The sequence below is a fragment of the Actinoplanes sp. NPDC049599 genome (assembly GCF_044465625.1).
Lineage (GTDB): Bacteria > Actinomycetota > Actinomycetes > Mycobacteriales > Micromonosporaceae > Actinoplanes.
The window spans coordinates 91,966-116,093 of the sequence record NZ_JBITLX010000001.1 but is presented as its reverse complement, the minus strand read 5'-3'; the positions used below and the strand labels follow the sequence as shown (position 1 = coordinate 116,093).

Below are 24,128 nucleotides of genomic sequence, written 5' to 3'. Positions count from 1 at the left end.
CGGGACCGCGCGCCCCCGTTGGCAAACCCGCGCGCGACCCGTCCGCTGTCCGATGGTTCCGCTTGTTGAAACGCCCAGCTTGAGCGAAGGGTTGCACACCGGATCAACCTTCTTCACTGCGTCACGGCCCGTGTCACACTGGAGGGTCTTCTCTCGCACGTCGAAGGGCACCTGGTGACCGGCGGACCCCTGATCGTCCAGTCCGACAAGACTCTGCTGCTGGAGGTGGACCACCCGGACGCGAAGGCGTGCCGGATGGCGATCGCCCCGTTCGCGGAGCTGGAGCGCTCCCCCGAGCACGTGCACACCTACCGGCTGACCCCGCTGGGCCTGTGGAACGCGCGCGCCGCGGGCCACGACGCGGAGAGCGTGGTCGATTCGCTGATCAAGTTCTCCCGCTACCCGGTGCCGCACGCGCTGCTGGTCGACGTCGCCGACACCATGGACCGGTACGGCCGGCTCCAGCTGATCAACGACCCGTCGCACGGGCTGGTGCTGCGCGGCCTCGACAAGATCGTGCTGGTCGAGGTGGCGAAGAGCAAGAAGCTGGCCGGGATGCTCGGCGGCCGGCTCGACGACGAGACGATCGCGGTGCACGCCTCCGAGCGCGGCCGGCTCAAGCAGGCGCTGCTCAAGCTGGGCTGGCCGGCCGAGGACCTGGCCGGGTACGTGGACGGCGAGGCCCACGAGATCAGCCTCGCCCAGAACGGCTGGCACCTGCGGTCCTACCAGCAGGAGGCGGTGGACGGCTTCTGGGCCGGCGGCTCCGGCGTGGTCGTGCTGCCCTGCGGCGCCGGCAAGACGCTGGTCGGTGCGGCCGCGATGGCCACCGCCAAGGCCACCACGCTGATCCTGGTGACCAACACGGTCGCCGGCCGGCAGTGGAAGCGTGAGCTGGTCGCCCGCACGTCGCTGACCGAGGACGAGATCGGCGAGTATTCGGGCGAGCGCAAGGAGATCCGCCCGGTCACCATCGCCACCTACCAGGTGCTCACCTCGCGGCGCGGCGGCGCGTTCACCCACCTCGACCTGTTCGGCGCCCGCGACTGGGGCCTGGTCATCTACGACGAGGTGCACCTGCTGCCGGCGCCGATCTTCCGCTTCACCGCCGACCTGCAGGCCCGCCGCCGGCTGGGCCTGACCGCGACCCTGGTCCGCGAGGACGGCCGCGAGGGTGACGTGTTCTCGCTGATCGGCCCGAAGCGCTACGACGCGCCGTGGAAGGACATCGAGGCGCAGGGCTGGATCGCGCCCGCCGAGTGCACCGAGGTCCGGGTGACGCTCACCGACGCCGAGCGGATGACGTACGCGGTGACCGAGGCCGAGGAGCGCTACCGGGTGGCGGCGACCGCCCGCACCAAGCTGCCGGTGGTCCGCGCGCTGGTGGAGAAGCACCCGAACGAGCAGGTGCTGGTGATCGGCGGCTACATCGACCAGCTGCACCAGCTCGGCGAATACCTCGAAGCCCCGATCGTGCAGGGCTCGACCACCAACAAGGAACGCGAACGGCTCTTCGACGAGTTCCGCTCGGGCACGCTGAAGACCCTGGTGATCTCCAAGGTCGGCAACTTCAGCATCGACCTGCCCGAGGCGGCGGTGGCGATCCAGGTGTCGGGCACGTTCGGCTCCCGGCAGGAGGAGGCCCAGCGGCTGGGCCGGGTGCTGCGCCCGAAGGCGGACGGCCGCCAGGCGCACTTCTACACCGTGGTGTCCCGCGACACGATCGACACCGAGTATGCGGCGCACCGCCAGCGGTTCCTGGCCGAGCAGGGTTACGCCTACACGATCGTCGACGCGGACGACGTGCTCGGCCCGCCCCTGCCGCAGATCGACTGACCGGCGGCCGGGGTCACTCGGCGGTCGGCGCCGGTTGGTCCGGCAGGGCGGGCGGGGCCGGGCGGGCCGGCTCGACCTGCTCCACCACCGGGGCGGGTGCTCCCCCGGTGCTGCTGGTCAGCAGGAATCCCCCGGCGACACAGCCGAGCAGCACGAACACCACGGTGGCGATGGCGAAGCCGATCACCAGCCGCAGGCCCGTGTCGCTCTCCTTCCGGGGCGCCGGCGGCGGCGCGAACGGCGGCCCGGCGACCGGCGGCACCGAGTAGGGCCGGTGCGCGCCGAACGACGCCGACGCGGGCGGGAACGGGCCGAGGTAGGCCGGCGGCGGCGAGTCCGGCGGCGGCGCGACGACCGGCAGCGGCCGCACCGCCGTCCGGGTGGTCCCGGCGTGCACGAGGCGCGGCTCGAGCATGCCGGCCTCCTCGTACGCCGCGGCGGCCACCACCTCCGGGCTGCCGAGCCGCTCCAGCAGCTCCAGCAGGTCGCTCTCCGAGGTCACGCCGCGGTCGACGCGCTCGGTGCTGATGTGCGCCTCGATCTCCGCGAGCAGCTCGCGGCGTTGCAGCACCGGCAGGCCGGTGAGCCGCAGCTCCAGCTCGCGCAGATACTCCGCCACGGCGTCGTCGGTCTTGTTGCTGCTCATGCTCCACCGGTCCCTACGAGACGGTCGACGGTCTGTCGAAAGGAAACCCACTCCGAGCGAAAGTGCTCCAACGCCGACCGCCCGCTGTCGGTGAGGGCGTAGTAACGCCGCGGCGGCCCGGACGGCGACTCGCTCCACTTGCTGTCCAGCCAACCAACGCGGCGCAACCGGGACAGCAGCGGATAGATCGTGCCCTCGGAGGCGGCCAGGTTCCGCTCCTCACCGAAGCGGCGGACGATCTCCGTGCCGTAGCGGTCCTCGTGCTCGACCATCGCGAGCACGCAGAACTCGAGCGTCCCGCGCCGGAGGCTGGTGGAGAGCTGCGCTACGTCGGCCATGCGCCACACAGTACCTTGCCATGCAAGGTAGCTCAACGAGTCGGTACGGGCGGCCCGGGCTCCAGCAGGTCAGCCAGCAGATCGCCGTGCTCGGCCACCCGGTCCAGCACCTCCGCGGCGCCGAACTGCCGCACCACCCCGGAACCCAGCGCCATCTCGGCCACCTCGTCCCAGGTCAGCGGCGTCGAGGCGGTCGGCGACTCCTGGGCCCGCAGCGAGTACGGCGCCACCGTCGTCTTCGCCGCGCTGTTCTGGCTCCAGTCGATGAACACCTTGCCGGGCCGCACCGCCCTGGCCATCTTGGCCGTGATCGAGCCGGGCACCTGGGCGGACAGCTCCTCGGCGACCTGCCTGGCGTACTCCGAGACGATCTCCGCGTCCTGCGTGCCGGCGATCGGCACGCACAGCTGCATGCCCTTCTTGCCGGAGGTCTTGGGGTAGGCGCTCAGGCCGTCCTCGGCCAGCCGGTCGCGCATCAGCATCGCGACCCCGCAGCACTCCTTGAGCCCGGCCGGCGCACCCGGGTCGAGGTCCACCACCAGCAGGTCCGGGTCCTCGCCGATCCGCCACTGCGGGGTGTGCAGCTCCAGCGAGGCGAGGTTCGCCACCCAGACCAGCGTGGCCAGCTCGTCCACGACCACGAAGTCGATGGTCTCGCGGGCCTTGGTCGAGCCCGGCACCGGCAGTGTCGCCAGCCGGACCCAGGACGGGGTGCCGCCGGGCGCGTTCTTCTCGAAGAAGTGGGCGCCGTCGACGCCGTTGGGATAGCGGATCCGGGTCAGGGCACGGCCGCGGAGGTGCGGCAGCAGCACCGGCGCGATGCGGGTGTAGTAGTCGATCACCTCGCCCTTGGTGAAGCCGGCCGCCGGGTACATCAGCTTGTCGAGGTTGGACAGCTCCAGGTCGCGTCCCTCGATCCGCACGGCGAACCGCTGGGTTTTCATTTTCGGTTTTCCGCTGCGGGTCGGCTCTGTTCAGCCATCCTCGTCCTCCTCGGCGCACTCCTCGGGAGACTTATCCGGGCGCAGCCGCAGGAAACGCGGGAACCGCAGCCGGCCGTCCGGGGTCCGGTTGCCGTACCGCACCTCGACGACCAGCTCGGGGCGCACCCACTGGGCGCCGCGGGCATCCTCCCGGGGCACCGCGCCGTCCTGGAACGGCGACTCGCGGCCGGCCAGCGGCGCGAGCACGGCCAGCAGCTCCCGCTCGGCCGCCGCGCCGATGCCGCCGCCGACCCGGCCCCGGAACCGCAGCCGCCCGTCCGGGCCGGGCACACCCACCAGCAGCCCGCCGAGCTTGCGCACCCCGGACCGCCAGCCGCCGATGACGTAGTCGCCGGTCCGGTCGAACTTGACCTTGATCCAGTCCGGCGAGCGGGCGCCCGGCAGATACCCCGTGCCCAGCCGCTTGGCCACGACGCCCTCGAGGTCGTTCTCCCGGGCCGCGGCCTCGGTGGCGGGACCGTCGGTGAACGCCGGCGGCACCATCCACGGCCCCTCGCCCAGGTCCAGTGCCTCCAGGCGCTCGCGCCGTCGCTCGTACGGCAGGTCCAGCAACGACTCGCCGGCGTACCGGAGCAGGTCGAAGATCATGTAGGTGACCGGCAGCGACACCGCCAGCCGGGCTGCCCGGCCGGGGTCGCGGACGTGCATCCGCTCGGCCAGCGCGGTGAACGACGGGCGCCCGGCCGCGTCCAGCACCACCATCTCGCCGTCCAGCAGCGAATCCGGCGGCAGCGACAGGCCGGCGACCTCGGGATATGCCAGCGTCACCGCGGCGCCGGAGCGCGCCCAGAGCAGCGGCGGGCCGCCGGTGAAGGACGACAGCACCCGTACGCCGTCCCACTTGAACTCGTAGCTCCAGCCCGGCCCACGCGGCAGCGCGCCCGCGGTCGCGAGCATCGGCGAGAGCGGCGCAGCCGGCACCTGATCACCATATGCAGTAGCGAACACCTTACGCAGGAGTCTCACTAATGCGATCCTTGATCGAGGCACTGCTCACGGGGGGTGGGAGACGACATGCGAGCGATCTGGAAGGGCGCGGTCTCGTTCGGCCTGGTGTCGATCGCCGTCAAGCTCTTCTCCGCGACCGAGGAGAAGGACATCCGCTTCCATCAGGTGCACCGCACCGACGGCGGCCGGATCAAGTACAAGCGCACCTGCTCGATCGACGGCGAGGAGGTGACCTATGACGACATCGCCAAGGGCTACGACCTCGGCGGCGGCGAGATGGTCATCCTCACCGACGAGGACTTCGCCGAGCTGCCGCTGACCACCTCGCGGGCGATCGACGTGCTCCAGTTCGTGCCGGCCGAGCAGATCGACCCGCTGCTGTTCGCCAAGGCCTACTACCTCGAGCCCGAGGGCCAGGCCGCGAAGCCCTACGTGCTGCTGCGCGACGCGCTGACCGAGTCCGACCGGGTGGCGATCGTCAAGGTCGCGCTGCGCCAGCGCGAGCAGCTGGCCACCCTGCGGGTGCACGACGACGTGCTGGTGCTCAACACCATGCTCTGGCCCGACGAGGTCCGCACCCCCGACTTCGGCTTCCTCGACGAGGACATCGAGACCCGCCCGGCCGAGCTCGCCATGGCCAGCTCACTGATCGACTCGATGGCCGGCAGCTTCAAGGCCGACGAGTTCACCGACAACTACCGGGCCGCGCTCCAGGAGGTCATCGACGCGAAGGTCGAGGGCCGCGAGGTCGTCGCGCCCGAGGAGGCCGAGGAGGCGCCGGCCGCGGCGGTCGACCTGATGGCCGCGCTCAAGGCCAGCGTCGAACGCGCCAAGCAGGCCCGCGGCGAAGCGCCGGAAGAGCGGGCCCGGGACATCGCGGCCACCCCGATCAGCGCGGCCAAGTCGGCCGCCAAAACCTCATCCGGTACGGCCACCAGGTCCACAACCGCAAAAAAGGCGGCACCGGCCAAGAAGTCGGCGCCGGCCAAGAACACTCCAGCCGCGAAGGCGACTGCCGCGCCCGCCCAGAGCACAGCGTCCAAAGCCACCGCGGCCAAGACCACCGCGGCCAAGAAGGCGCCGGCGAAGAAGACCACTCCGGCCACCAAAGCGGCGAAGAAGTCCGCGTAGCTAGGCTGGTCCCGTGGCATTGACGTGGGCTGAGTCTTATCTGGGTCGGGTACGCAGCAGCGTCGGCGATGCCGACACGATCCTGTTCGTGGGGGCCCGGGGCGTGATCCTCGACGAGCGGAACCGGCTGTTGCTGATCCAGCGCTCCGACAACCACCGCTGGGCCATTCCGGCGGGCGCGATGGAGCTGGGCGAGAGCATGGAGGAGTGCGCGATCCGCGAGGTGTGGGAGGAGACCGGGCTGCGCGCGACGGCGCTGACCCCGTTCGCCTTCCACACGTCGTACACGTACACCAACGAGTGGGGCCACACCTACCAGCAGATCCTGATGTCGTTCCGGATCCACGCCTGGGAGGGTGAGCTGCAGAAGGTGACCGAGGAGTCGGTGGACGCCGGCTTCTTCCCGCTGGACGCGCTGCCCGGCCCGCACTCCACGATCATCGAGGAGGTCCTCGCCGACCTGGCAGCGTACGAGGCCACCGGCCGGATGGTGCTGAAGTAGCCCCGCCCCGACGGGTCAGCCCGGCGGCCGCCCGGCACGGCCGTGGCGCACGGACCTGCGCCCGTGCGCCACGTGACCTGGCTGTGCTCCGTACCGTCGGGCTATTTTGACTTCTGAATCTCTTCGAGGAGCTTGTCGCAGAAGGCCGGGAGGTCGTCCGGCTTGCGGCTGGTGACCAGGCCGTCATCAACGAACACCCGCTCGTCGACCCAGGTGGCGCCGGCGTTCGCCAGGTCGGTGCGCAGGCTGGGCCAGCTCGTCAGGGTGCGGCCGTCCACGACGCCCGCCTCGATGAGCGTCCACGGGCCGTGGCAGATCGCGGCGACCGGCTTGCCGGCGCTGAAGAATTCCCGCACGAAGCGCACCGCCTCCGGGTCGGCCCGCAGGAAGTCGGGGTTGGCGACGCCGCCGGGCAGCACCAGCGCGTCGTAGTCGCTCGCGACCGCGTCCCTGGCCTGCTTGTCCACCCGGTAGGTGCCGGCCTTGTCCAGGTGGTTGACGGCCTGGATCTCGCCGCTGGTGATCGAGACGAGCTCGGCCGTCCCGCCGGCCTGTTCCACCGCCTGCCGGGGCTGGGTGTACTCGACCTCCTCGACGCCGTCGGTCGCCAGGAATGCGACCCGCTTGCCGCTGATCGAAGTCGTCATGGTCAACGCCCCTTTCCGTCCGTACTCGTTCAGTACGTCCGGTTCCCGGCCTCGGCGCGGGCAAACGCCGGGGTGCGGCGCCGGTTGACCAGCTCGCCGCCGTACCAGGCGCCGAAGACGGCGCCGGCCAGGGCGAGCACTTCGACCGCGACCAGGCCGCCGCCGGCCACCCGGTCGGCCGTGCGCATGCGCACCATCAGGATGACCGCGAAGACCAGCAGGACACCCATGTTGACCAGGCCCTGCAGCACGCCGGTGCGCTTCTGCGGGGTGCCGTTGCGGACGAACATCAGGTCGACCGCCGAGGCCGCCGCGGCGAACACGCCACCGACCAGGCCGGCCACGACGTTCCAGTAGGCGAGCGCGCCGAGGATGTCCGGGCCGCCGAACAGGTTGCCGAGATCAAAGAGAACGGCCATCGCGAACAGGCCGAGCGGGAACATCACCAGGACCGGCTGGACGGCCTGGTCGGCGATCCGGAGTCTGCTGTCCATGCGGGCTGTACCCTCCCCTACCTGCGCGGTCTTCGGCGTCGACAGTTCGGCTACCCGTGGATCGTCGCGGTGAAACGCCCCGTGTCGATGGTTACATCCATCGATGCACGACCATGTCCTATCGTGTCCAAGATCCGGCCGCGCCCGTGCGCGCCGGCGGCCGGAAGGTGCGCCATGTCATTGGTTGTGCAGATCGTGGTCGGCCTGGTGGCCGCCATCCACTTTTACATTCTCGCCCTGGAAATGTTCCTGTGGCGGACAGATCGGGTGCGGGCCACGTTCGGTACCACCGAGGAGTTCGCCGAGCAGACCGCGACGCTGGCCGCGAACCAGGGCCTCTACAACGGCTTCCTGGCGACCGGGCTGGTCTACGGCCTCATCACCAACGATCTGACGTTCCAGGTATTTTTCCTGTGCTGCGTGCTGGTGGCAGGAATTTATGGTGCCCTGACGGTCACTCGCAGGATCCTGTTCGTGCAGGTCATCCCGGCCGCGGTCGGCTTGCTGGCGGTCCTGGTGGCGGCCTGAGCGCCTACACGGCTTGTACGCAATCTGCGATATAGCAGGTTGATGTGTGGCCCTCAGCCTGGTGGCGTGCTCTACTGGAGTCAGCAGGAAGGGCGGAGCAGGAGGAAGCAAAAGCAACGGCACCCGGCGGCAACCGGGTGCCGTTGTCGCCTCCGTCGTCCGGCCTTCGAGAAGCACGAGCGAGGCGGGGAATTCTCTCTGCGCCAATGGTGGCTCGCCTTCCCCGGACTCGCAAGGAGTACGGGAAGGGAGTTCGCCATGCGCACCTACTACCGTGGGCCCGACGCCGTGGTGACCAGCACCGTCTTCGCAGGCCGCGCCACCGCGAGGCCGTACGCGATCCGCGACCTGAGGAACGTGCGGATCGCCCGCACGGAGCAGTCGCAGCCGTCCGCAACACACGTCACCGCCGCCCTCCTGATGATCGCCGTGGCGGCATGGCCACTGGCGAAGGCATCCCCGCTGTACGCCCTGGCACTGGTGGCCCTGGGCATGCCGGCGCTGGCCGCCGGGGTGGTGATGTGGCGGCTGCGGCCCCAGACCTGGGAGCTGCGGGCGACCTACCGGGGGTCCGAAACGGTGCTGTTCTCGTCCACGGACGAGCGGGTGTTCAACCAGGTCAGCCGTGCTTTACGACGGGCCATCGAGGACGTGCACCCGCCGGCCACCTGGACCGACTTAGCCGTGGCCTGACCGCCGATGACGAAAGAATCTCGAATCAGCTTGTTCGCAATCTGCGATATGGCATGTTGAGGCGTAGCCGACCGACTCGTGGCCGTGGTCTAATTTTTTTCAAGGCAGAACGGGCGGAGTTCGAGGGGGACAAACGGCACCCGGCGGCAACCGGGTGCCGTTCTGGCCTCCGGGGGTTTCCGAGCTCCACCGGCCCTCTACTGCGCGAGGCGGGAATTCTCTCCGAGCCGCGAATCGTGGCGCCTCCCCTCCTCGCCGAGGAGCACGGAAGGAGTCATGATGCGCACCTACTATCGCGGATCCGACGCTCTCGTGACCGACGACCACTTCGTCTGGCGCACTTCCTCCACCCACATCTTCACCGTCGGCGACCTGCGCAACATCGTCATCGTCCGGGGCCCGCTGACCGGCTCGGGTCAGGGACCGGCCCTGGCCGCCGGCGCCGGACTGCTCCTGCTCGCGGCCGCGAGCTGGATGCTCCTCGGTCCCGCCGTGGGTTACACCGCCGCCGCGGCCGCGATCGTGATCGGCTTGATGATCATGTCGGTCACCGGCCGGCGCACCGCCCGGCTCTGGCACCTGGTCGGGTCGTATCACGGCCAAGCCGTGACCATTTACTCCTCTCCGGATGTCCGGGTGTTCAATCAGGTGACGCGGGCACTACGGAGAAGCACGGAGAACTCGCGGCGCACCCGGGGCCGCGAAGACCTGGCCGCGGCATAACATCACGGACGGTTCCAGGCGGGTGACATGTCACGGTTTGATGAAAGCCGTCCGCCCCCGTCGCGGGGCTGATATGACGATGAGTAACATGGCTCGCGACCTCGCTGACTGCCTAGTGGCAAAGAGCGAGGTCGCACCTTGGCACACCCGCCCTGTCACTTCGACGATGAAGGACTTATGGCTGAGGCAGTCTCGCCCACCGTCGCGCGCCGCCGCGTGCGTCTGGCCCTGCGCGAGGCCCGGGAAGCCGCCAAGCTGACCCAGCAACAGGTCGCCGACCAGATGGAATGGTCGCTCAGCAAGGTCATCCGGATCGAGAACGGCGACGTCACCATTGCTCCCAACGATCTCCGGCCGTTGCTCGGATATCTGGGGATCAAAGAGAAATCCATGATCAGTGCGCTCCTGATCGACGCACGCACGGCCCGCACCCGGCAACGCCAGGTCTGGTACCAGAAACCGCTGATGCGCGAGGTGCTGAGCGACGCCTATCGCAAACTGATCGAGTACGAAGCGGAAGCGGTGAAGATCCGCTACTACACGATCTACTTCCTGCCCGGCGCGTTCCAGCTGCCGGCATATGGGGAAGCGCTGTTCAAGGTGTGGGCCGACGAGATGGAGAAGAAGGAAGTTCAGGCCTACCTCGAGGCTCGACAGCAGCGTCATCAGACGCTACTTTCTCGCGCCGGCTCCGTTGAACTGTGCGTGCTGTTGGACCAATCTGTGTTGATGCGGCCGATCGGTGGGCCCCAGGTCCACACCGATCAGATGAAGGAGCTGCACCGCCTGGCTTCGGCCGGGATGGTCAAAATCAGGATGCTGCCCTTCAGCCTGAACGCGCCCGTCACCAACAATGCCTCCTTCGACCTGCTCTCGCTCGACGCAGAGGACGAGGGCATGCTTCTCTACTACGAGAACGGTATGAAGGATGAAGTTATAGAGGTCACCTCCACGACGCGGCGACACCGCGATCGGTACGACCTGGTCTGGAGCCAAGCCCAGAGCGAATCCGCCACCCTGGACTTCATTCAGGCCGAGATCCTCCGGCTGGAAGCGGACGACACAGACCGCCACCGGCATCCTCAATAGCCATGACCCGGTCAGCGGGTCACGGTCGAATACGTGTGCGCGCGCGGGTCAACCTGAAAGGCAGAAATGAACAGCGTCAGCGTGCCCGCGTGGCAGAAGAGCAGCAAGTGCGCGAACGGTAACTGTGTAGAAGTGGCAAGGGTGGACGGCGACACGTACCTGATCCGCGACTCCAAGCGCCCCGACAGCCCGGCCTTGTCGTTCACGGTCGAGGAGTGGACGGCATTCGTCGAGGGTGTCCAGGCGGGCGAGTTCAGGTTCTGAGGCCGCTGTCCGCTTTGCGCACTGAAGACGTGTCATCTGTGCGCAGAGCGGACAAACTAACTTCACATATACCAACAAACGCCGCATTCATCACAGCAATGACGGTTCACTCATTGCTGCCCTCTGCCGTGCATGCCAGACACCGCTTACCGTGTTACTCGGGAACCGGTCACGGAGGAGCGGGCTATGAACTCGACGGAACAGCCGGCGTGGCGCAAGAGTCAACGATGTGGCAACTCGACCTGCGTCGAAATCGCCCCGTTTGAGGGTGGGTACCTGATCCGGGACAGCAAGAACCCCGATCAAGAGCCGCTGCGTTTCACCGAGGAGGAACTGGCCGTCTTCGCCGCGGCCTTCACCGCCGGGGAGTTCCGGTCGGAGTGAGCGTTTCCGGTCGCTGAGCATCTGGCGTTCCCGGCCGTGCGCGCGGCACCTCCGATCGCTGATCCCGGCTGCGCCGCGGGCCGAGCGCGGCACTTCCGATCGCCGATCCCGGCTGCGCCGCGGGCCGAGCGCGGCATTTCCGGTCGCTGATCTTCTCGCGTTCCCGGCAGTGCCGCGGGCCGAGCGCGGCATACTTCGCTGGTGGGCGACACCGGATCTCGACCGGACAGCTTCTCGTCCCGGGTTTCCGACCCAGGGCGCTTCCTTGTGCTGCACGAGGCCGCCGAGGACGTTCTCGACGAGCTGACCGAGCGCTACATCGTCGACCGGCGCGAGACCAAGGAGCCGGTCGGCCCGACAGCCGGCGCCGAGGTCGTGCGCATCGTCCGGCTCATGCCGCGCACCCCTGCCGCCGCGCCGCTGTCGATCGCCTTCACCGACTTCCCGGGCATCGTGCTGCGGCTGGGCCGCTGGTTCTTCGAGTCGTCACCCGACTGCGGCTGCGACGACTGCGCGGAGGACCCGGTGGTGCTGGTCGAGGACCTGCGGGCCAGGGTGACCGCGCACGTCGAGGGCGGGCTGTGGGAACGCGTGCGGCGCGGGGTGACCGGGTCATGGCTGGAGACCCGGCTGATCGGGCCGGGGCTGCGCATCACCCGACAGGCGCCGATCGACGCGGCCGAGGCCCGAGCGGCCCGGCGCGAGGGCTTCGCCGCCGCGGTGCAGTGGGCACCCTGGCCCCGACGCGCGCCCTGACCCGGCCCTAACCCGGCTGCGGCTGGGTTTCGGCGGGGCGGCCGCCGAGCAGGTTGACCGCCGCGCGGATCGACGGGCGGCGGACCACGTTGGCCATCGTGAGGTCCCCGCGGCAGTACAGCTCGAAGGAGCGCCAGCCCATCGGGCTCGCCATCGCCGCGTGGATCAGCCGGGGATGCCTGGCGAAGACCCGCAGCAGGCGCCGGCCGGCCGCCATCTCGGGTGCCAGGTGGCGCTCCACCTGCTGATCGTATTCGGACAGTTGGGTCGGATCGTCGGCGCGCGCCGCGACCTCGCCGGCCCACCCACCGGAGCGCAGGGCGTAGCTGATCCCCTCGCGGGTCCACGGTTCGAGCAGGCCCGCGGCGTCGCCGACCAGCAGCACCCGGCCGCGCCGCAGCGGGGCGTCCGGGCGGCGGCAGCGGGTCAGGTGACCCGAGTCGCGCAGCACCCGGCGGTCCGCCAGGCCGAGCTGGTCGAGCAGGTCGGCCAGGTACTTCTTGGTCTCGGCGCCCCGGCCCTTCTCCATGATCACGCCGACCGTGAGCTCGTCGTCCTTGGGAAAGACCCAGCCGTACGAGCCGGGGACCGGGCCCCAGTCGAGCAGCACCCGGCCCTGGTAGGCGGCGCGGTCCGCCTCGGTCGCGGCCAGCTCCACCTCCAGCCCCAGGTCCTGCTGGTCGAACGTGACGCCGACGTGGCGGCTGCTGATCCCGGCCGAGCCGTCCGCGCCGATCACGTAGCGGGCGGTGATCACCTCACCGTCGGCCAGGGTCACCGAGGCCGTGTCGACGTCCTGGTCCAGCGCCCGGACCTGAGCGTGCTGCCGGACCTCGGCGCCCGCCGCCACGACGGCCCGGCACCACGCGAGGTCGAAGTCGTCGCGCCGGACCATCGTCAGCATCGGCTGACCGGCCGACCGACGGGTGAACGCCCGGCGGCCCCGCACGGTGAAGGTGACGGCGGCAACCCGGTCCCGGGCCGGCACGGAGATCCGCGCGCTCGCCGCGGCCAGGGACGTGCCGATCAGGCCGCCACCACAGGTCTTGTAGCGCGGATGCTCCGCGCGCTCCAGCACAATCGTCCGGGCTCCGGCCGCGGCCGCGGCATGCGCCGCCGCCAGGCCGCCCGGACCGGCGCCGATCACGGCGACATCCCACTGCGCGTCCACGAGCCGGAAGTCTATCGATCACGCATGTGTACAGCAGTACACATCGTTGTGTACGGTTGTACGCATGGCCGAGTTGACGATGCGCGAGCGGATGCTCGCCGGCGAGCTGTACCTCGCGGACGATCCGGAGCTCGCGCGCGACGGTGTCCGGGCGGCTGCACTGAGCCACCGGCTCAACACCATGGACCCCACGGACGGTGCCGCCCGGCGCGAGCTGCTCACCGAACTGCTCGGCGGTTTCGGTACGGGCAGTGAGATCCGCCCGCCGTTCCACTGCGACTACGGCTACCAGACCACGATCGGCGCCCGCACGTTCGCCAACTACGGGCTGGTGTGCCTCGACGTCGCGACCGTGACCATCGGCGACGACGTGCAGATCGGCCCGAACGTGCAGCTGCTCACCCCGACCCACCCGATCGCGGCCGGCCCGCGCCGGGACAAATGGGAGGCGGCGCTGCCCATCACCATCGGTGACAACGTCTGGCTGGGCGGCGGTGTGATCGTGCTGCCCGGCGTCACCATCGGCGACAACACGGTGGTCGGCGCCGGCGCGGTGGTCACCCGCGACCTACCGCCGAACGTCGTAGCGGTGGGCAACCCGGCCCGTGTCATCCGCCAGGTCGAGCCATGACCCCACCCGGCGCGACGCCACCCGGCGCACCCGGTGCGGTCATGGCGGGTGCGGTGCCGCGGCCTGGGCGGCGGTATGACCCCGATCGTAAGAACCGGATCATCGACGTCACCGTGGATGTCATCGCGGACCACGGGGTTGCCGGCACCACCCATCGGCGGATCGCGGCCGCCGCGGACGTACCGCTGGGGTCTTTGACCTATCACTTCGACGGCCTGGAGGATCTGCTGGCGCAGGCGTTTCGCCGGCATGCGGAACGCATGTCGCGGTCCTATGAGGCGGCGTTCGACGGCGTCTCGACCCGCGATCAGCTGATCGATGCGGTCACCGACCTGATCCATGGCGACGCGGACGCGGATCCCCGCGACTGGGCGGTGGCCTACGAGCTCTACCTGGCGGCGCTGCGTGACCCGGGGTTGCGCAGCGTCACCGAGTCGTGGATGCGCACCAGTCGCGGCGTGCTTGAACGTTTTGTCGACCCGACCACCGCCCGGGGCATCGACGCCCTCATCGAGGGCCTGGTCATGCACCAGACCCTGGCCACCACCCCCGGCGCGACCCGCGCCGAGACCCGTGAGATCGTCGCCCGGCAGCTGGGAGCCACCGCATGACCACCACCCTGACCGCACCCTCCGTCGACGTCGGGGCCGCCCGGCGGGCGGTCTACCTGGCGTTCATCGGCTGCGGGTTCGCGATGGCCTCCTGGGCCACCCGGATCCCGCAGGTCCGCGACGGGCTCGGGCTGACGCCGTCCCGGCTCGGGCTGGTGCTGCTGGCCATCGCCGCCGGCTCGATCGTATCGCTGGTGCTGGCCGGGCACATCGTGGCCCGGTTCGGCTCGCGCGGCACGGTCACCGTGATGGCGGGGCTGCTGCTCGTCGCGCTGAGCGCGGTCGGGATCGGCTATCCGTACGGGATCGCGCCGGTGGTGGTCGGGCTGTTCCTGTTCGGCTTCGCCAACGGCGCCTGGGACGTGGCGATGAACGTGCAGGGCGCGGTGGTGGAGGGGCGCCTCGGCAAGTCGATCATGCCGCGCTTCCACGCCGGTTACAGCGTCGGCACGGTGGCCGGTGCGCTCGTGGGGGCGGGCGCGGTGGCGCTGCACGTCTCGGTCACCGTCCACCTGATCTGCTCGGCGGTGCTGATCGGCGTCCTGGTGATGCTGGCGGTGCGCGACTTCGGGCCGGACGACGTGCACCCGCCCACCGCCGACGAGGGCAGCGGCCTGCGGCGCACGCTCGCCACCTGGCGCGAGCCCCGGACGCTGCTGATCGGGCTGTTCGTGCTGGCCTTCGCCTTCGCCGAGGGCGCCGGCATCGACTGGATCAGCGTCGCGGTGATCGACGGGTACGGCGCCGCGGCCACGATCGGCTCGCTGGCGTTCGCCACGTTCCTGACCGCGATGACGCTGGGCCGGTGGTTCGGCCCGGCGCTGCTCGACCGGTACGGCCGGGTAGTCGTGGTCCGGGTCCTGGCGGTGCTCAGCCTCGCCGGGCTGATGCTCTTCGTCTTCGGCCCCAACACCGCGACCGCCTTCGCGGGCGCGCTGCTGTGGGGCATCGGGGCCTCGCTCGGCTTCCCGGTGGGGATGAGCGCGGCGGCCGACGACCCGGCGCGGGCGCCGGCACGGGTGAGCGTGGTCGCGTCGATCGGCTACTGCGCGTTCCTGGGCGGGCCGCCGCTGATCGGCTTCCTGGGTGATCACGTGACGGTGCTGAAGGCGCTGTGCGCGGTGGCGGTGCTGCTGGCGGTGGCGACCGCAGCGGCTGGTGCGCTGCGGCCGCCGGCCCGGCCGTGAGCCCGCGGCGCTACTCGCGGATGCCGATGCCCTCGACCGGTCGGGTACGCAGCACCCGGCCGATCGGCAGCATCGTGGCGATCAGCGCCAACACGATCGTCCCGCCCACGACGACGACCGCGCCCAGCGCCGGCACGTACGGGATCCGCTCGCCGGAGAGGGCGTGGACGACCGACGAGAGCGTCACCGCCGCGACGGTCGTGCCGATCGCGAGGGCCACGCCCAGCAGGCCCGCCTGTTCCGCGTGGACCATGCGCCGCACCTGGCCCCGGGTCACGCCGACCAGGCGCAGCAGGGACAGCTCCCGCGAACGCGCCAGCGCCGCCATCACCAGGGTGTTCGCGGCGGCCAGCACCGCGTAACCCACCAGCACGGCGATCAGCAGCTTGTTGAGCCAGGCGCTGATCGCCAGGTCCTCGGCCAGCTCGCCGGTGAGCCGGTCCGCGCCGGCCACGGCGCTCGCCGGATAGGCCCGGGCCAGCCCGGCCAGGGCCGCGTCGACCTCGGCACCCGGCGCGGTGCGGATCAGCACGTGGTCGTCGAGGCCGGTCGCGGTGTGGCCGGCAAGCGTCTCGATGGGCAGGGTGACGTCGCCGAAGCCCCAGCCCCGGTCGTAGATGGCGACGACCCGCAGGGTCACCGGGGTGCCGTCGCCGAGCCACAGGCGCGCGTCGTCGCCGAGCTTCCAGCCGGCGGCGCCCGCCCGCGTGGTCGACACCGCCACGGTGCCGGCTCGCAGATCCGCCAGGCTTCCGGACCGTACCCCCAGGTCCATGGTCTGGTCGGCGCCCAGCGGGTCGATGCCCTGCGCGACCACCGCCTGGGCCTCGAGGTCGGTGGGCACGATCACTGAGGTCCGGCGTACCCCCGTCGCCGCGACCACCCCCGGCAGCCGGCGCGCCGCCCTCGTGGCCGCGGCCGGCAGGCCCGCGGCGCCGACCAGCGCGTGCTGGGCGAGGGTGCCGTCTTGGCTCTGGGTCACTGTCTGGCGCTGCAGGTTGTCCTGGAGGAACCACACGGTGCCGCCGAAACCGACCGAGAGCACCAGCGCGGTCAGCACCGCGACCATGCCGCGCGCGTTCGCCCGCAGGTTCGCCGCGGCGAGGTAGCCGCTGTTGCCCCACACGGCCCGCAGCACCGGCGCGAGCAGCCGGGCGGCGGCCTGGTTGATCCAGGGCGCCAGCAGCGCCACGGCCAGGACAAACGTGTAGAGCATGCCGGTCGCGGCACCCAGCGCGGTCGCACCGTCGGTGGCGCCGGTGAGCCCGGTCAGCGACACGGCACCGCCGAGAGCGACCAGCCCGCAGACGATCCGGACCCGGCCGCCGAGCGCGCGTTCCACGGCCGCCTCGCCGAGCGCCTCGGTGGGACGGATCCTGGTCGTGCGCAGGGCGGCGATCCAGGCCGAGGTCAGCGCGACCAGGGCCACTGCCACGGTGACGGCCGGCGCGGACAGGACGCCGCCGCGCAGCACGAAGGTGTCCGGGACGAAGCCGCGGGTCACCAGCTCGGTGCGGGTCCAGGCGGTCGCGGCCAGGCCGGCCGGCACGCCCACCACCGCGGCGAGCAGGCTGAGCAGGCCCACCTCACCGAGGATGAGCAGCCGTACCTGGCCGGGGGTGGCCGCGACGGCCCGCAGCAGGGCGAGGTCGCGGCGGCGGTGCCGGACCGACAGCCCGACCGTGCCGGCCACCACGAAGATGATGATCATCGCCGCGTACCCGCCGAACGCGCTGCCGGCCTGCACGCTGAGGGCCCGCGCGGCCGCCGCCTCGGGCTGCTCGGCCAACCCTCGCTCACCGTCCACATAGGTCTTCGCGGACGCGGCCGCGGCCACCCGGCGCACCGCGGCGAGCACCTCCGCCCGGTCGGCGCCCGGCTTGGCGAGCACGCCGATCGTGTCGAAGCCGCCCGGGCGCGGGTCGAGCCGCGCCGCCTGCGCATCGGTGAAATACACCGGCGCGCGCGGACCGGCCGCGGCGACAACTCCGCTGATCCGGTACGTGCGCGCGGTCCCGGCGACGAGCAGAGCCAGCGCGTCGCCGGGCTTTCCGCCTGCGGCGAGCCGTTCGTCGACGGCGATCTCCCCGTCCGCCCGCGGCTGGGTGCCCACGACCATCCGGTACGGGGCCAGCGCGGCGCTGCCCCAGCCGTGGCCCGTGGCGGGTGTGCCCGGCGACGCCACCGGCGTGACCGCGATCGAGTGGTCGCCCACCGCGCTCGCGACGCCCGGCACCGCCGCGAGGGCCGGCACCAGCGACTCCGGCACGCGACCACCCTCCGGCAGCGACACCGTGGTGGACTCGGTCTCACCGAACATTTCCGGTCCCGCGACGGTCAGGTCGGCGGGCGCCACGACGGCGATCGTCCCGGCGTACCGGTGGGGCACACCCTGATAGCGCAAGCCGGACTCCACCAGGAGTGCGCAGGTCATCAGGATCATGACCCCGGCGGCGAGGGCGACGAAGGTCGCCACGAAGCTGCCCTTGCGGAAACGCAGCATCTGCGCGGCCAGTCCCAGCACGGGTCAGCCCTCCCGGCTCGCGACGGGCATCCGACGGCCGAGCCGGGCCAGCTGCTCGGCGATCCGCTCGGCGCCGGGCTGCGCCAGGTCCTGCACGATCCGGCCGTCGGCGAGCACCATGACCCGGTCGGCGTAGGACGCGGCGACCGGGTCGTGGGTCACCATGATGACGGTCTGCCCGGTGTCGTCCACCGCCGAACGCAGCAGCGCCAGCACCCCGGCCGCGGTCTGCGTGTCGAGCGCGCCGGTCGGCTCGTCGCAGAAGATCACCTCGGGCCGGGTGACCAGCGCCCGGGCGATCGCCACCCGCTGCTGCTGCCCGCCGGAGAGCTCCGCCGGCCGGTGCCGCAGCCGGTCACCCAGCCCCACCCGGTCGACGACCTCGGTCAGCCAGGCCCGGTCCGGACGGCTGCCGGACAGCCGCGAGGGAAGCAGGATGTTCTGCTCCACGGTCAGCGCGCCGACCAGGTTGAACGCCTGGAAGACGAAGCCGACCCGGGTGCGGCGCAGCTTGGTCAGCGCCTTCTCGGACATCCCGGAGAGGTCAGTGGCGCCGATCCGCACCCGGCCCGCCGACGGCCGGTCCAGGCCCGCGGCGCAGTGCAGCAGGGTGCTCTTGCCGGAGCCGGACGGCCCCATGACGGCGGTGGCGGTCCCCCGCGGGAACCAGGCATCAACGTCGGCCAGCGCGACGACGGGTTGCTCCCCGCCGTACGTCTTGCTGACCCGTTCGACACTGACGGCGATGTCTGGCATGGCTGCGGCCCCTCCGGAACGGTCTCGTGCGGTCTCCTCCGACGCTAGGGAAATCGCGGGCCGGCCTCGATGCAGCCTGCTGCCGGGTCGGGGTAGCGCAGGCACTACCGGCGGGCGTGCGGGCGATCCGGCGGGCCGAGGAATCCGGTCAGTCGAACGCTGACTCCAGGTAGCCGGTCAGGTAGGTCAGCGCCGCGGCGGCGTCCGCGCCGTCACCATGCGGCCGGCGCAGGTCCTCGACGAACGCGGCGATGTCGGCGAGCGCCCACCACTGTCCATAAAGGGCGATGCCGGCCGCGGTGACCGCGTGGCCACCGGCCTCGGTGTAGCAGGCGAGCACCTCGTCGTCGTCCCCGCCCGCTTCCCCGCCGATCAGGTCGGTGAACGCCGAGGTGAGCATCCACAGGTCACGTTCGGGCGGTGCCAGCTGCACGCTGCCCCAGTCGATGAGCCGGATGCCGGCCGGCGTCCACAGGACGTTGCCGGGATGCGGTTCACCGTGCGTGACCACCCTGCGGTCGCCCACCTCGCCGACCAGCCGGTCGAAGGTCACCAGCCGGCGCCGGACGCGGTCGGCGTGCGTGGCCAGCAACCGGCGGGCGGGCTCGGCGTGCGGGCCGGCGGTCCACGGCCGGTCGAGATCAGCCAGGGCCTCGTGCAGCCGTTCCCGGCCGGGTAGGCGCAGGTCGGCGCGTGGGGCCAGGTGCGCGACAGCCGGGGTGGCGAGGTGCAGCCGGGCCAGCAGGCGGGCCATCTCGGGACGATCCGCGCGCCGATGCGGACCGAAGTGCCCGGCGGACCCGTCGATCATCGGGAACACCGTCACGGCGTACCGGGAAGAGAGCCTGCGCAGCACGGCGCCGTCACGGGCCGGAACGGGGGCGAGGACGAAGTCGAGCCCGCAATCGCGACGCAGCGCGAGCGCGGTCTCGAAGGACCGCCTGAACGCCTCGAAACCGGCCTCGCGCCCGACCTCGTCAACCTTGACGAACCACACCGCGCCGTCGCGGCCGGTGACCGACCAGTGGTAGCTGCCGGCCCCGACCGGCAGATACGCGACGTCGACGACCTCGAGCCCCCAGCCGGCGCGGCACGCGGCGATCAGCTCGGGCTCGGCCAGGTCGGTGGGCCTGTCCTGCATGAGACAGCATTGTGCCGTGGACGTGGTTCGTGCGGGCGCTGGCTGTGGAAACGGCGGCGTGGCGGACAACCCGCGGAGCCTGCGCACGACGCCGAACCAGCGGCTAGGTCAGGAAGCGGTCGATCTCCATGATGGCGCGGCGGTGCGCGACGGTGCCGACGTGACCCTTACCTGGGTACAGGCACAGCCGCGCGCTGGGCGGCAGCTCGGCGGTCACGGCGAACAGTTCCGGGCTGTAGAACCTGTCCCGGGCGCCGCCGACGACCAGGGTCGGTGCGAGCACCCGGGGCAGGTCGGGGGCGGCGTCGAAGATATCCTCGGCGGCGATGGTGATGAGCAGGTCGGCGGGATCCGCAGGGTTCATCCGGCCGCCGGCCAGCCACATCAGCATCGTGAACAGCGCGCCGCCGATGGTGGTGGCGGCCAGCGCCGGCCCGGTGGCGGCCCACGCCGCGCGGGGCCGGCCCGCCCGGATCAAATCGGCGAGCCGCCGCTGAACCTGCCGGCCGTACGGCGAGAGCCGGCAGGCGCTGCAGAGCAGGACCAGCCGGTTGAGCAGGTGCGGGTGGTCGACGGCGAACGCCTGCGCGATCGACCCGCCGGTGGACACCCCGATGAGGTGCACCGGCTCGTCGAACTCCCGCCTGATCGCTTCGGCGTAGTGTCCGGCCAGGTCGGACAGGGTTGATCCGGGTGCCAGACCGGGCTTGGGGTTGACGACGTACACGGTGAAGTGCCGGCTCAGCCGCCGGAACACGCGCAGGTTCCGGCGGCGGCTCCGCCCGGACGAGTCGGCGTTGTCGCCCTCGATACCGGGGAACACGACCACCGCCGGGCCGGTGCCGGCCGCCCGGTAGGGCAGACCGCCGAACAGCAGCCCTTCCCGGATGTCCCTCATCAGCCCGCCCCGGTGGGTGCGCCGACGGGCCTTCCCCGGCGCGGGTGATGCCGACGTGGTGTCCCGGCCGCCTCAGCCACCTTGGGGGTCCGTTGCGCCAGCGCGGCCGCGGCGAGATTGCCGAGAACGGCGACGGCGGCCAGGACCATCAAGGCGCCGGTCGCCGGCAGCTCCAGGTACGGGTTGCCGTAGGCGCCGAACACCGACAGCCGGTTGACCCAGTCGGGCCAGGCGAACAGCGGGACGAGGTACACCAGCAGGTATGACGCGGCTACAAAGACGGCAAGCGCACTGACCGCGGCGGTGCTGCGCAGCCATGCCACCACCACGCCGGCGACGGCGGCCAGGGCGGCGGCCAGCAGCAGCGTGTCCGCGGCCAGCCGCACCAACCCAGGCCCGTCAACCGGCGCGCCTACCGCGGCGGCCGTGGCGACCAGCCCGCCGACGCCCGCGACGGTCACCACGGCGGCGCCGGCCAGGGTGGCAAGCAGCCGCTGCCCGACCAGGCGTGGCCAGGACACCGGCGCGGCCAGCAGCATTTCGACGCGCCCCTGGTGCAGGTCGGCGACCCAGCCGGCGGCCTGAGTGACGACATACGCGGTGACGATCGGCATGATGAGCTGCCCGGTCAACGCGAAGTAGCGGTCGGCGACGCTGTAGCCGGCGCCGGCACCGAGGACGCGGTCGGTGTAGGAGAACTTGTCCCACATGTCCGCGACGGTGGGCTCCAGCCAACCCATCAGCGCCAGATAGGAGGCCGCGGCGACGGCCCAGGCGAGCAGGGACCAGCGCTGGCGCAGCAAGGTCGCCGACCACACCGTGCGCAGCGCCGGCCGCTGCACCGAGCTCACCGGCCGGGTCCGGCGGGCGCGGCGGGTGAACAGGCCGGCGGCGTAGTCGCGGCGCCGGTACACCCCGGCCGCGGCGGCCAGCAGCAGCAGGCCGGCGGCGAGCAGGACGACGCTCGACGGAACGTGGAACCCGTAGCCCGGGACAAGTGCACGGGAGAAGTTCGCGTAGTAGAACGGTGAGGCGTACCGCACCACGCCCAGCAGGCCGAGGTCCTGCCAGACGTTCGTCAACAGGTACAGCGCGGTCAGCACCAGCGCGGCCAGCCCGGTGCCGGCCCTGGGGTCGGAGGTCAGCTGAGCCAGCAGCATGCCCAGCCCGTACCCCGGAAAGGCGCAGAGGCCGACCGCGGCGGCGGTGATGAACGCCCCGCCGACGTCGGGCTCGCCCCCGGCGGCCATCGCTGCCGCAAGCCCCGCACCCAGCCCGAGACAGATCACGGCGAGAGTGGCGGCGAAGCCGACCGTCCGGTCGGCCAGTATCCCGGTGCGGCTCCGGCCGGCCGCGAGGAGTTCCGCCTGCACGCCGGTGGTCTCCGCCGCCCGGATCGCATGCGCACCCTGCACGGCGGCATAAACGGCCAGGCCCAGGCCGAACAGCGTGACATTGTGGTAGGTCAGATAGCCGCCGAGGGTGTCGAGGCGCTCGGCCGGCCAGCGCAGCAGCCGCATCGCCTCCACCCCGGGACGCATGTCGGCGGCCATCTCCGCGGCGCCGCCGGCGAACCGTTTGACCTCGGCGGCAAAGCCCAGCCCGATCGCGACCATCGCGACCGCGCCGCCGCCGATCCAGGCGAGGCCACCCCAGCGGTGCGCGCGCAACGTGTCAACGACCAGCGGCCGGCTGGGCAGGACGGTCGAACTCACCGAGGAACACCTCCTCCAGCGACAGCTCGTGGCTGTCCAGCTCCACCACCCCGGCTTCGTCGAGGACCCGCAGCAGCGGGGCAACGGTGCCACGGACCGCACAGCTCAGGTGGTGGTCATCGACAGCCGGATCGGAGACACCGGGAATACCGCTGAGGTCGCCGGCGGTGAGGCGGCCCGTGTAGACCGCTTCCACCCGGTGGATACGCAGCGTGCGCAGGTCATTGAGCGACCCGACCCGCTCCAGCCGGCCGGCGCGGATCAGCCCGATCCGGTCGCAGATCAGTTCCACCTCGGACAGCACATGGGAGGACAGGAACACGGTCGCACCGCGGGCTACCGATTCCGCGATCACGGCACGGAACTCGCGCTGGATCAGCGGGTCCAGCCCGAGCGTGGGTTCGTCGAGGATGATCAGAGCGGGGTCGTGCATGAACGCCTGGATCAGCCCGACCTTTTGCTTGTTGCCGTGCGAGAGGGTCTCGTACCGGCGGCCGAGATCCAGATCGAACCGCTCGGCGAGGGCGGCGATCCGGGCCGGGTCGACCCCGTCGCGCACCCCGGCCAGCAGGCCGATCAGATAGCCGGCGGTCACACCCGGGAACTGCACCAGCTCACCCGGCAGGTATCCGATCCGGCGTTTGACCGCGAGGCTGTCCCGACGCGAGTCCAGGCCGAGCAGTGTCGCGCTGCCCCGGTCCGGGCGGATCAGGTCCATCAACAGCCGGATGGTGGTCGTCTTGCCGGCACCGTTCGGGCCGATGAAGCCGAACGTCTCCCCGGCCGCCACGCACAGGTCCAGATCGAACAAGCCGTGACCGCTGCCGTAGTCCTTGGTCAAACCGGTGCAGGTGATCGCGGCCGGGGCCGAGTCCGCCGGCTCCGGACGCGCGATCGATACGTGTCGCGCCATACCCTCCAGCGTCGCCTCGGCGTCCCGGGAGGCGCCAGGGCCGAAAGGCCGTTCCCCGCCCGGGAGCCTGTTGTTCGTTCCTGGCCCGGGCGGAGGGCGGCACCGGCCGGATCTCAGATGTGCCTGGGCACGTTGCCCGTGGCTGTGAACACCAATCGTGCCACCTTGTGCCCGACATCAGCGGTCGGCGCGAACATGCAGGGACAGCCTCCGTCGATGACCGCGATGCCGTGCCGGCGGCCGAACCCGGTGGCCTGCTCGGACACGCTGCCGGGCCCGGGACCGCGGTGCATCCACACGTGCCTGATGCCGAGGTCGGCGCACTCACGCATGGTGGTCTCGGCGGTCTCCGGCCGGGTGCCGATCACCACCGCCTCGACCCCACCCGGGACCGACTTCAGGTCGTGGTAGCACGGGTCGCCCTCCACGCTGTCGGCGTTCGGGTTGATCGCGAAGACCTGGTACCCGCGATCCCGCAGCCGCTTGTACACGACGTTGCTGCCGTGCCCCTGCGGGTTTCGGGACACCCCGGTGACCGCGATCCGGGTGTTGGCGAGGAACTCGGACGCGGCCTCCTTGATGGTGGTCATCATTGTCT

General features: G+C 71.2%; 27 protein-coding genes. 13 read left to right on the top strand and 14 right to left on the bottom strand.

Features of this window, described 5'->3' with window-relative positions; genetic code table 11:
- The first annotated feature begins 174 nt into the window (after window positions 1-174).
- Complete coding sequence (locus tag ACIBQZ_RS00535; protein WP_396086297.1) at window positions 175-1,836, top strand: DNA repair helicase XPB; 1,662 nt, start codon at window positions 175-177, stop codon at window positions 1,834-1,836.
- Window positions 1,837-1,849: 13 nt separating this feature from the next.
- On the opposite strand, the gene ACIBQZ_RS00530 is transcribed toward ACIBQZ_RS00535, so the two are convergent.
- From ACIBQZ_RS00530 to ACIBQZ_RS00515, 4 genes are read right to left on the bottom strand one after another with little or no spacing between them, the layout of a single operon-like run.
- Window positions 1,850-2,482 carry an HAAS signaling domain-containing protein gene (locus tag ACIBQZ_RS00530; protein ID WP_396086296.1) on the bottom strand — a complete coding sequence of 211 codons (633 nt, stop codon included), beginning with the start codon at window positions 2,480-2,482 and terminating at the stop codon, window positions 1,850-1,852.
- Window positions 2,479-2,820 (bottom strand): PadR family transcriptional regulator, encoded by a 342-nt coding sequence (locus ACIBQZ_RS00525; RefSeq protein ID WP_212991311.1) that lies wholly within the window; start codon window positions 2,818-2,820, stop codon window positions 2,479-2,481. Before ACIBQZ_RS00525 ends, ACIBQZ_RS00530 begins: the two co-directional genes overlap by 4 nt.
- A 32-nt stretch (window positions 2,821-2,852) precedes the next feature.
- Window positions 2,853-3,764, bottom strand: a complete 912-nt coding sequence (ligD, locus tag ACIBQZ_RS00520) for a non-homologous end-joining DNA ligase (protein ID WP_396086295.1) — start codon at window positions 3,762-3,764, stop codon at window positions 2,853-2,855.
- Between the two features lie 30 nt (window positions 3,765-3,794).
- Window positions 3,795-4,745: an ATP-dependent DNA ligase gene (locus ACIBQZ_RS00515; RefSeq protein ID WP_396086294.1), complete on the bottom strand. Its 951-nt coding sequence runs from the start codon at window positions 4,743-4,745 to the stop codon at window positions 3,795-3,797.
- A gap of 93 nt (window positions 4,746-4,838) precedes the next feature.
- On the opposite strand from ACIBQZ_RS00515, the gene ACIBQZ_RS00510 reads away from it, so the two are divergent.
- Both ACIBQZ_RS00510 and ACIBQZ_RS00505 read left to right on the top strand, forming a co-directional pair.
- The gene (locus ACIBQZ_RS00510) at window positions 4,839-5,903 is read left to right on the top strand and encodes a Ku protein (protein WP_396086293.1); all 1,065 of its coding nucleotides are present in this window, start codon (window positions 4,839-4,841) and stop codon (window positions 5,901-5,903) included.
- A 13-nt stretch (window positions 5,904-5,916) separates the two neighbouring features.
- Window positions 5,917-6,405 (top strand): NUDIX domain-containing protein, encoded by a 489-nt coding sequence (locus tag ACIBQZ_RS00505; RefSeq protein WP_396086292.1) that lies wholly within the window; start codon window positions 5,917-5,919, stop codon window positions 6,403-6,405.
- A 101-nt stretch (window positions 6,406-6,506) separates the two neighbouring features.
- Here ACIBQZ_RS00505 and ACIBQZ_RS00500 read toward each other — a convergent pair whose 3' ends face one another.
- Together ACIBQZ_RS00500 and ACIBQZ_RS00495 are read right to left on the bottom strand one after the other, a co-directional pair.
- Window positions 6,507-7,052, bottom strand: coding sequence for a type 1 glutamine amidotransferase domain-containing protein (locus ACIBQZ_RS00500; protein WP_396086291.1), 546 nt, complete (start codon window positions 7,050-7,052; stop codon window positions 6,507-6,509).
- 29 nt (window positions 7,053-7,081) lie between these two features.
- Window positions 7,082-7,546, bottom strand: a complete 465-nt coding sequence (locus tag ACIBQZ_RS00495; protein ID WP_396086290.1) for a DUF2231 domain-containing protein — start codon at window positions 7,544-7,546, stop codon at window positions 7,082-7,084.
- A 123-nt stretch (window positions 7,547-7,669) separates the two neighbouring features.
- On the opposite strand from ACIBQZ_RS00495, the gene ACIBQZ_RS00490 reads away from it, so the two are divergent.
- The 7 genes from ACIBQZ_RS00490 (at window position 7,670) to ACIBQZ_RS00460 (ending at window position 11,983) form a co-directional block, all read left to right on the top strand.
- Entirely contained in the window at window positions 7,670-8,074 is a 405-nt protein-coding gene (locus tag ACIBQZ_RS00490) for a DUF1304 domain-containing protein (protein ID WP_396086289.1), read from the top strand.
- 258 nt (window positions 8,075-8,332) lie between these two features.
- Window positions 8,333-8,767, top strand: coding sequence for a DUF6232 family protein (locus tag ACIBQZ_RS00485; RefSeq protein WP_396086288.1), 435 nt, complete (start codon window positions 8,333-8,335; stop codon window positions 8,765-8,767).
- Between the two features lie 276 nt (window positions 8,768-9,043).
- Entirely contained in the window at window positions 9,044-9,490 is a 447-nt protein-coding gene (locus ACIBQZ_RS00480; RefSeq protein WP_396086287.1) for a DUF6232 family protein, read from the top strand.
- A 177-nt stretch (window positions 9,491-9,667) separates the two neighbouring features.
- Window positions 9,668-10,579 (top strand): helix-turn-helix domain-containing protein, encoded by a 912-nt coding sequence (locus ACIBQZ_RS00475; protein WP_396086286.1) that lies wholly within the window; start codon window positions 9,668-9,670, stop codon window positions 10,577-10,579.
- A 66-nt stretch (window positions 10,580-10,645) separates the two neighbouring features.
- Window positions 10,646-10,843: a DUF397 domain-containing protein gene (locus ACIBQZ_RS00470; RefSeq protein WP_396086285.1), complete on the top strand. Its 198-nt coding sequence runs from the start codon at window positions 10,646-10,648 to the stop codon at window positions 10,841-10,843.
- Between the two features lie 186 nt (window positions 10,844-11,029).
- Window positions 11,030-11,227 carry a DUF397 domain-containing protein gene (locus ACIBQZ_RS00465; RefSeq protein WP_396086284.1) on the top strand — a complete coding sequence of 66 codons (198 nt, stop codon included), beginning with the start codon at window positions 11,030-11,032 and terminating at the stop codon, window positions 11,225-11,227.
- A gap of 201 nt (window positions 11,228-11,428) precedes the next feature.
- A complete protein-coding gene (locus tag ACIBQZ_RS00460) occupies window positions 11,429-11,983 on the top strand; it encodes a DUF6226 family protein (RefSeq protein ID WP_396086283.1) in 555 nt (184 codons plus the stop codon).
- 7 nt (window positions 11,984-11,990) lie between these two features.
- On the opposite strand, the gene ACIBQZ_RS00455 is transcribed toward ACIBQZ_RS00460, so the two are convergent.
- Window positions 11,991-13,154, bottom strand: coding sequence for a geranylgeranyl reductase family protein (locus ACIBQZ_RS00455; RefSeq protein ID WP_396086282.1), 1,164 nt, complete (start codon window positions 13,152-13,154; stop codon window positions 11,991-11,993).
- A gap of 64 nt (window positions 13,155-13,218) precedes the next feature.
- Between ACIBQZ_RS00455 and ACIBQZ_RS00450 the strand changes: the two genes are divergently transcribed.
- Genes ACIBQZ_RS00450 through ACIBQZ_RS00440 form a run of 3 tightly spaced genes read left to right on the top strand, consistent with a single transcriptional unit; the run spans window position 13,219 to window position 15,583 of the window.
- Window positions 13,219-13,785, top strand: coding sequence for a sugar O-acetyltransferase (locus tag ACIBQZ_RS00450; protein ID WP_396086281.1), 567 nt, complete (start codon window positions 13,219-13,221; stop codon window positions 13,783-13,785).
- Window positions 13,782-14,396, top strand: a complete 615-nt coding sequence (locus tag ACIBQZ_RS00445; protein WP_396086280.1) for a TetR/AcrR family transcriptional regulator — start codon at window positions 13,782-13,784, stop codon at window positions 14,394-14,396. The genes ACIBQZ_RS00450 and ACIBQZ_RS00445 overlap by 4 nt, the downstream gene beginning before the upstream one ends.
- A complete protein-coding gene (locus ACIBQZ_RS00440) occupies window positions 14,393-15,583 on the top strand; it encodes an MFS transporter (protein WP_396086279.1) in 1,191 nt (396 codons plus the stop codon). Before ACIBQZ_RS00445 ends, ACIBQZ_RS00440 begins: the two co-directional genes overlap by 4 nt.
- Before the next feature lie 10 nt (window positions 15,584-15,593).
- Here the strand turns inward: ACIBQZ_RS00440 and ACIBQZ_RS00435 are convergent, their stop codons facing one another.
- The 7 genes from ACIBQZ_RS00435 to ACIBQZ_RS00405 all read right to left on the bottom strand — a co-directional run bounded on the left by ACIBQZ_RS00435 (window position 15,594) and on the right by ACIBQZ_RS00405 (window position 24,120).
- A complete protein-coding gene (locus ACIBQZ_RS00435) occupies window positions 15,594-18,107 on the bottom strand; it encodes an FtsX-like permease family protein (protein ID WP_396086278.1) in 2,514 nt (837 codons plus the stop codon).
- 3 nt (window positions 18,108-18,110) lie between these two features.
- Complete coding sequence (locus ACIBQZ_RS00430) at window positions 18,111-18,863, bottom strand: ABC transporter ATP-binding protein (RefSeq protein WP_396086277.1); 753 nt, start codon at window positions 18,861-18,863, stop codon at window positions 18,111-18,113.
- Between the two features lie 148 nt (window positions 18,864-19,011).
- Entirely contained in the window at window positions 19,012-20,004 is a 993-nt protein-coding gene (locus ACIBQZ_RS00425) for a phosphotransferase enzyme family protein (protein ID WP_396086276.1), read from the bottom strand.
- Between the two features lie 103 nt (window positions 20,005-20,107).
- Window positions 20,108-20,902 carry an alpha/beta fold hydrolase gene (locus ACIBQZ_RS00420; protein WP_396086275.1) on the bottom strand — a complete coding sequence of 265 codons (795 nt, stop codon included), beginning with the start codon at window positions 20,900-20,902 and terminating at the stop codon, window positions 20,108-20,110.
- Window positions 20,902-22,617 (bottom strand): hypothetical protein, encoded by a 1,716-nt coding sequence (locus ACIBQZ_RS00415; RefSeq protein ID WP_396086274.1) that lies wholly within the window; start codon window positions 22,615-22,617, stop codon window positions 20,902-20,904. The genes ACIBQZ_RS00420 and ACIBQZ_RS00415 overlap by 1 nt, the downstream gene beginning before the upstream one ends.
- Entirely contained in the window at window positions 22,577-23,530 is a 954-nt protein-coding gene (locus ACIBQZ_RS00410) for an ATP-binding cassette domain-containing protein (RefSeq protein ID WP_396086273.1), read from the bottom strand. The genes ACIBQZ_RS00415 and ACIBQZ_RS00410 overlap by 41 nt, the downstream gene beginning before the upstream one ends.
- Before the next feature lie 113 nt (window positions 23,531-23,643).
- Window positions 23,644-24,120: a CoA-binding protein gene (locus ACIBQZ_RS00405; protein WP_396086272.1), complete on the bottom strand. Its 477-nt coding sequence runs from the start codon at window positions 24,118-24,120 to the stop codon at window positions 23,644-23,646.
- Window positions 24,121-24,128: the final 8 nt, after the last annotated feature.

Excerpts from the sequence above, each read along its gene's own strand:
- ACIBQZ_RS00475 (WP_396086286.1), top strand. The coding sequence starts at position 9,668 with ATGGCTGAGGCAGTCTCGCCCACCGTCGCGCGCCGCCGCGTGCGTCTG.
- ACIBQZ_RS00470 (WP_396086285.1), top strand. The coding sequence starts at position 10,646 with ATGAACAGCGTCAGCGTGCCCGCGTGGCAGAAGAGCAGCAAGTGCGCG.
- ACIBQZ_RS00530 (WP_396086296.1), bottom strand. The coding sequence starts at position 2,482 with ATGAGCAGCAACAAGACCGACGACGCCGTGGCGGAGTATCTGCGCGAG.
- ACIBQZ_RS00440 (WP_396086279.1), top strand. The coding sequence starts at position 14,393 with ATGACCACCACCCTGACCGCACCCTCCGTCGACGTCGGGGCCGCCCGG.
- ACIBQZ_RS00495 (WP_396086290.1), bottom strand. The coding sequence starts at position 7,546 with ATGGACAGCAGACTCCGGATCGCCGACCAGGCCGTCCAGCCGGTCCTG.
- ACIBQZ_RS00420 (WP_396086275.1), bottom strand. The coding sequence starts at position 20,902 with ATGAGGGACATCCGGGAAGGGCTGCTGTTCGGCGGTCTGCCCTACCGG.
- ACIBQZ_RS00450 (WP_396086281.1), top strand. The coding sequence starts at position 13,219 with ATGGCCGAGTTGACGATGCGCGAGCGGATGCTCGCCGGCGAGCTGTAC.
- ACIBQZ_RS00425 (WP_396086276.1), bottom strand. The coding sequence starts at position 20,004 with ATGCAGGACAGGCCCACCGACCTGGCCGAGCCCGAGCTGATCGCCGCG.
- ACIBQZ_RS00445 (WP_396086280.1), top strand. The coding sequence starts at position 13,782 with ATGACCCCACCCGGCGCGACGCCACCCGGCGCACCCGGTGCGGTCATG.
- ligD (WP_396086295.1), bottom strand. The coding sequence starts at position 3,764 with ATGAAAACCCAGCGGTTCGCCGTGCGGATCGAGGGACGCGACCTGGAG.
- ACIBQZ_RS00410 (WP_396086273.1), bottom strand. The coding sequence starts at position 23,530 with ATGGCGCGACACGTATCGATCGCGCGTCCGGAGCCGGCGGACTCGGCC.
- ACIBQZ_RS00525 (WP_212991311.1), bottom strand. The coding sequence starts at position 2,820 with ATGGCCGACGTAGCGCAGCTCTCCACCAGCCTCCGGCGCGGGACGCTC.
- ACIBQZ_RS00430 (WP_396086277.1), bottom strand. The coding sequence starts at position 18,863 with ATGCCAGACATCGCCGTCAGTGTCGAACGGGTCAGCAAGACGTACGGC.
- ACIBQZ_RS00500 (WP_396086291.1), bottom strand. The coding sequence starts at position 7,052 with ATGACGACTTCGATCAGCGGCAAGCGGGTCGCATTCCTGGCGACCGAC.
- ACIBQZ_RS00465 (WP_396086284.1), top strand. The coding sequence starts at position 11,030 with ATGAACTCGACGGAACAGCCGGCGTGGCGCAAGAGTCAACGATGTGGC.
- ACIBQZ_RS00480 (WP_396086287.1), top strand. The coding sequence starts at position 9,044 with ATGATGCGCACCTACTATCGCGGATCCGACGCTCTCGTGACCGACGAC.
- ACIBQZ_RS00405 (WP_396086272.1), bottom strand. The coding sequence starts at position 24,120 with ATGACCACCATCAAGGAGGCCGCGTCCGAGTTCCTCGCCAACACCCGG.
- ACIBQZ_RS00510 (WP_396086293.1), top strand. The coding sequence starts at position 4,839 with ATGCGAGCGATCTGGAAGGGCGCGGTCTCGTTCGGCCTGGTGTCGATC.
- ACIBQZ_RS00485 (WP_396086288.1), top strand. The coding sequence starts at position 8,333 with ATGCGCACCTACTACCGTGGGCCCGACGCCGTGGTGACCAGCACCGTC.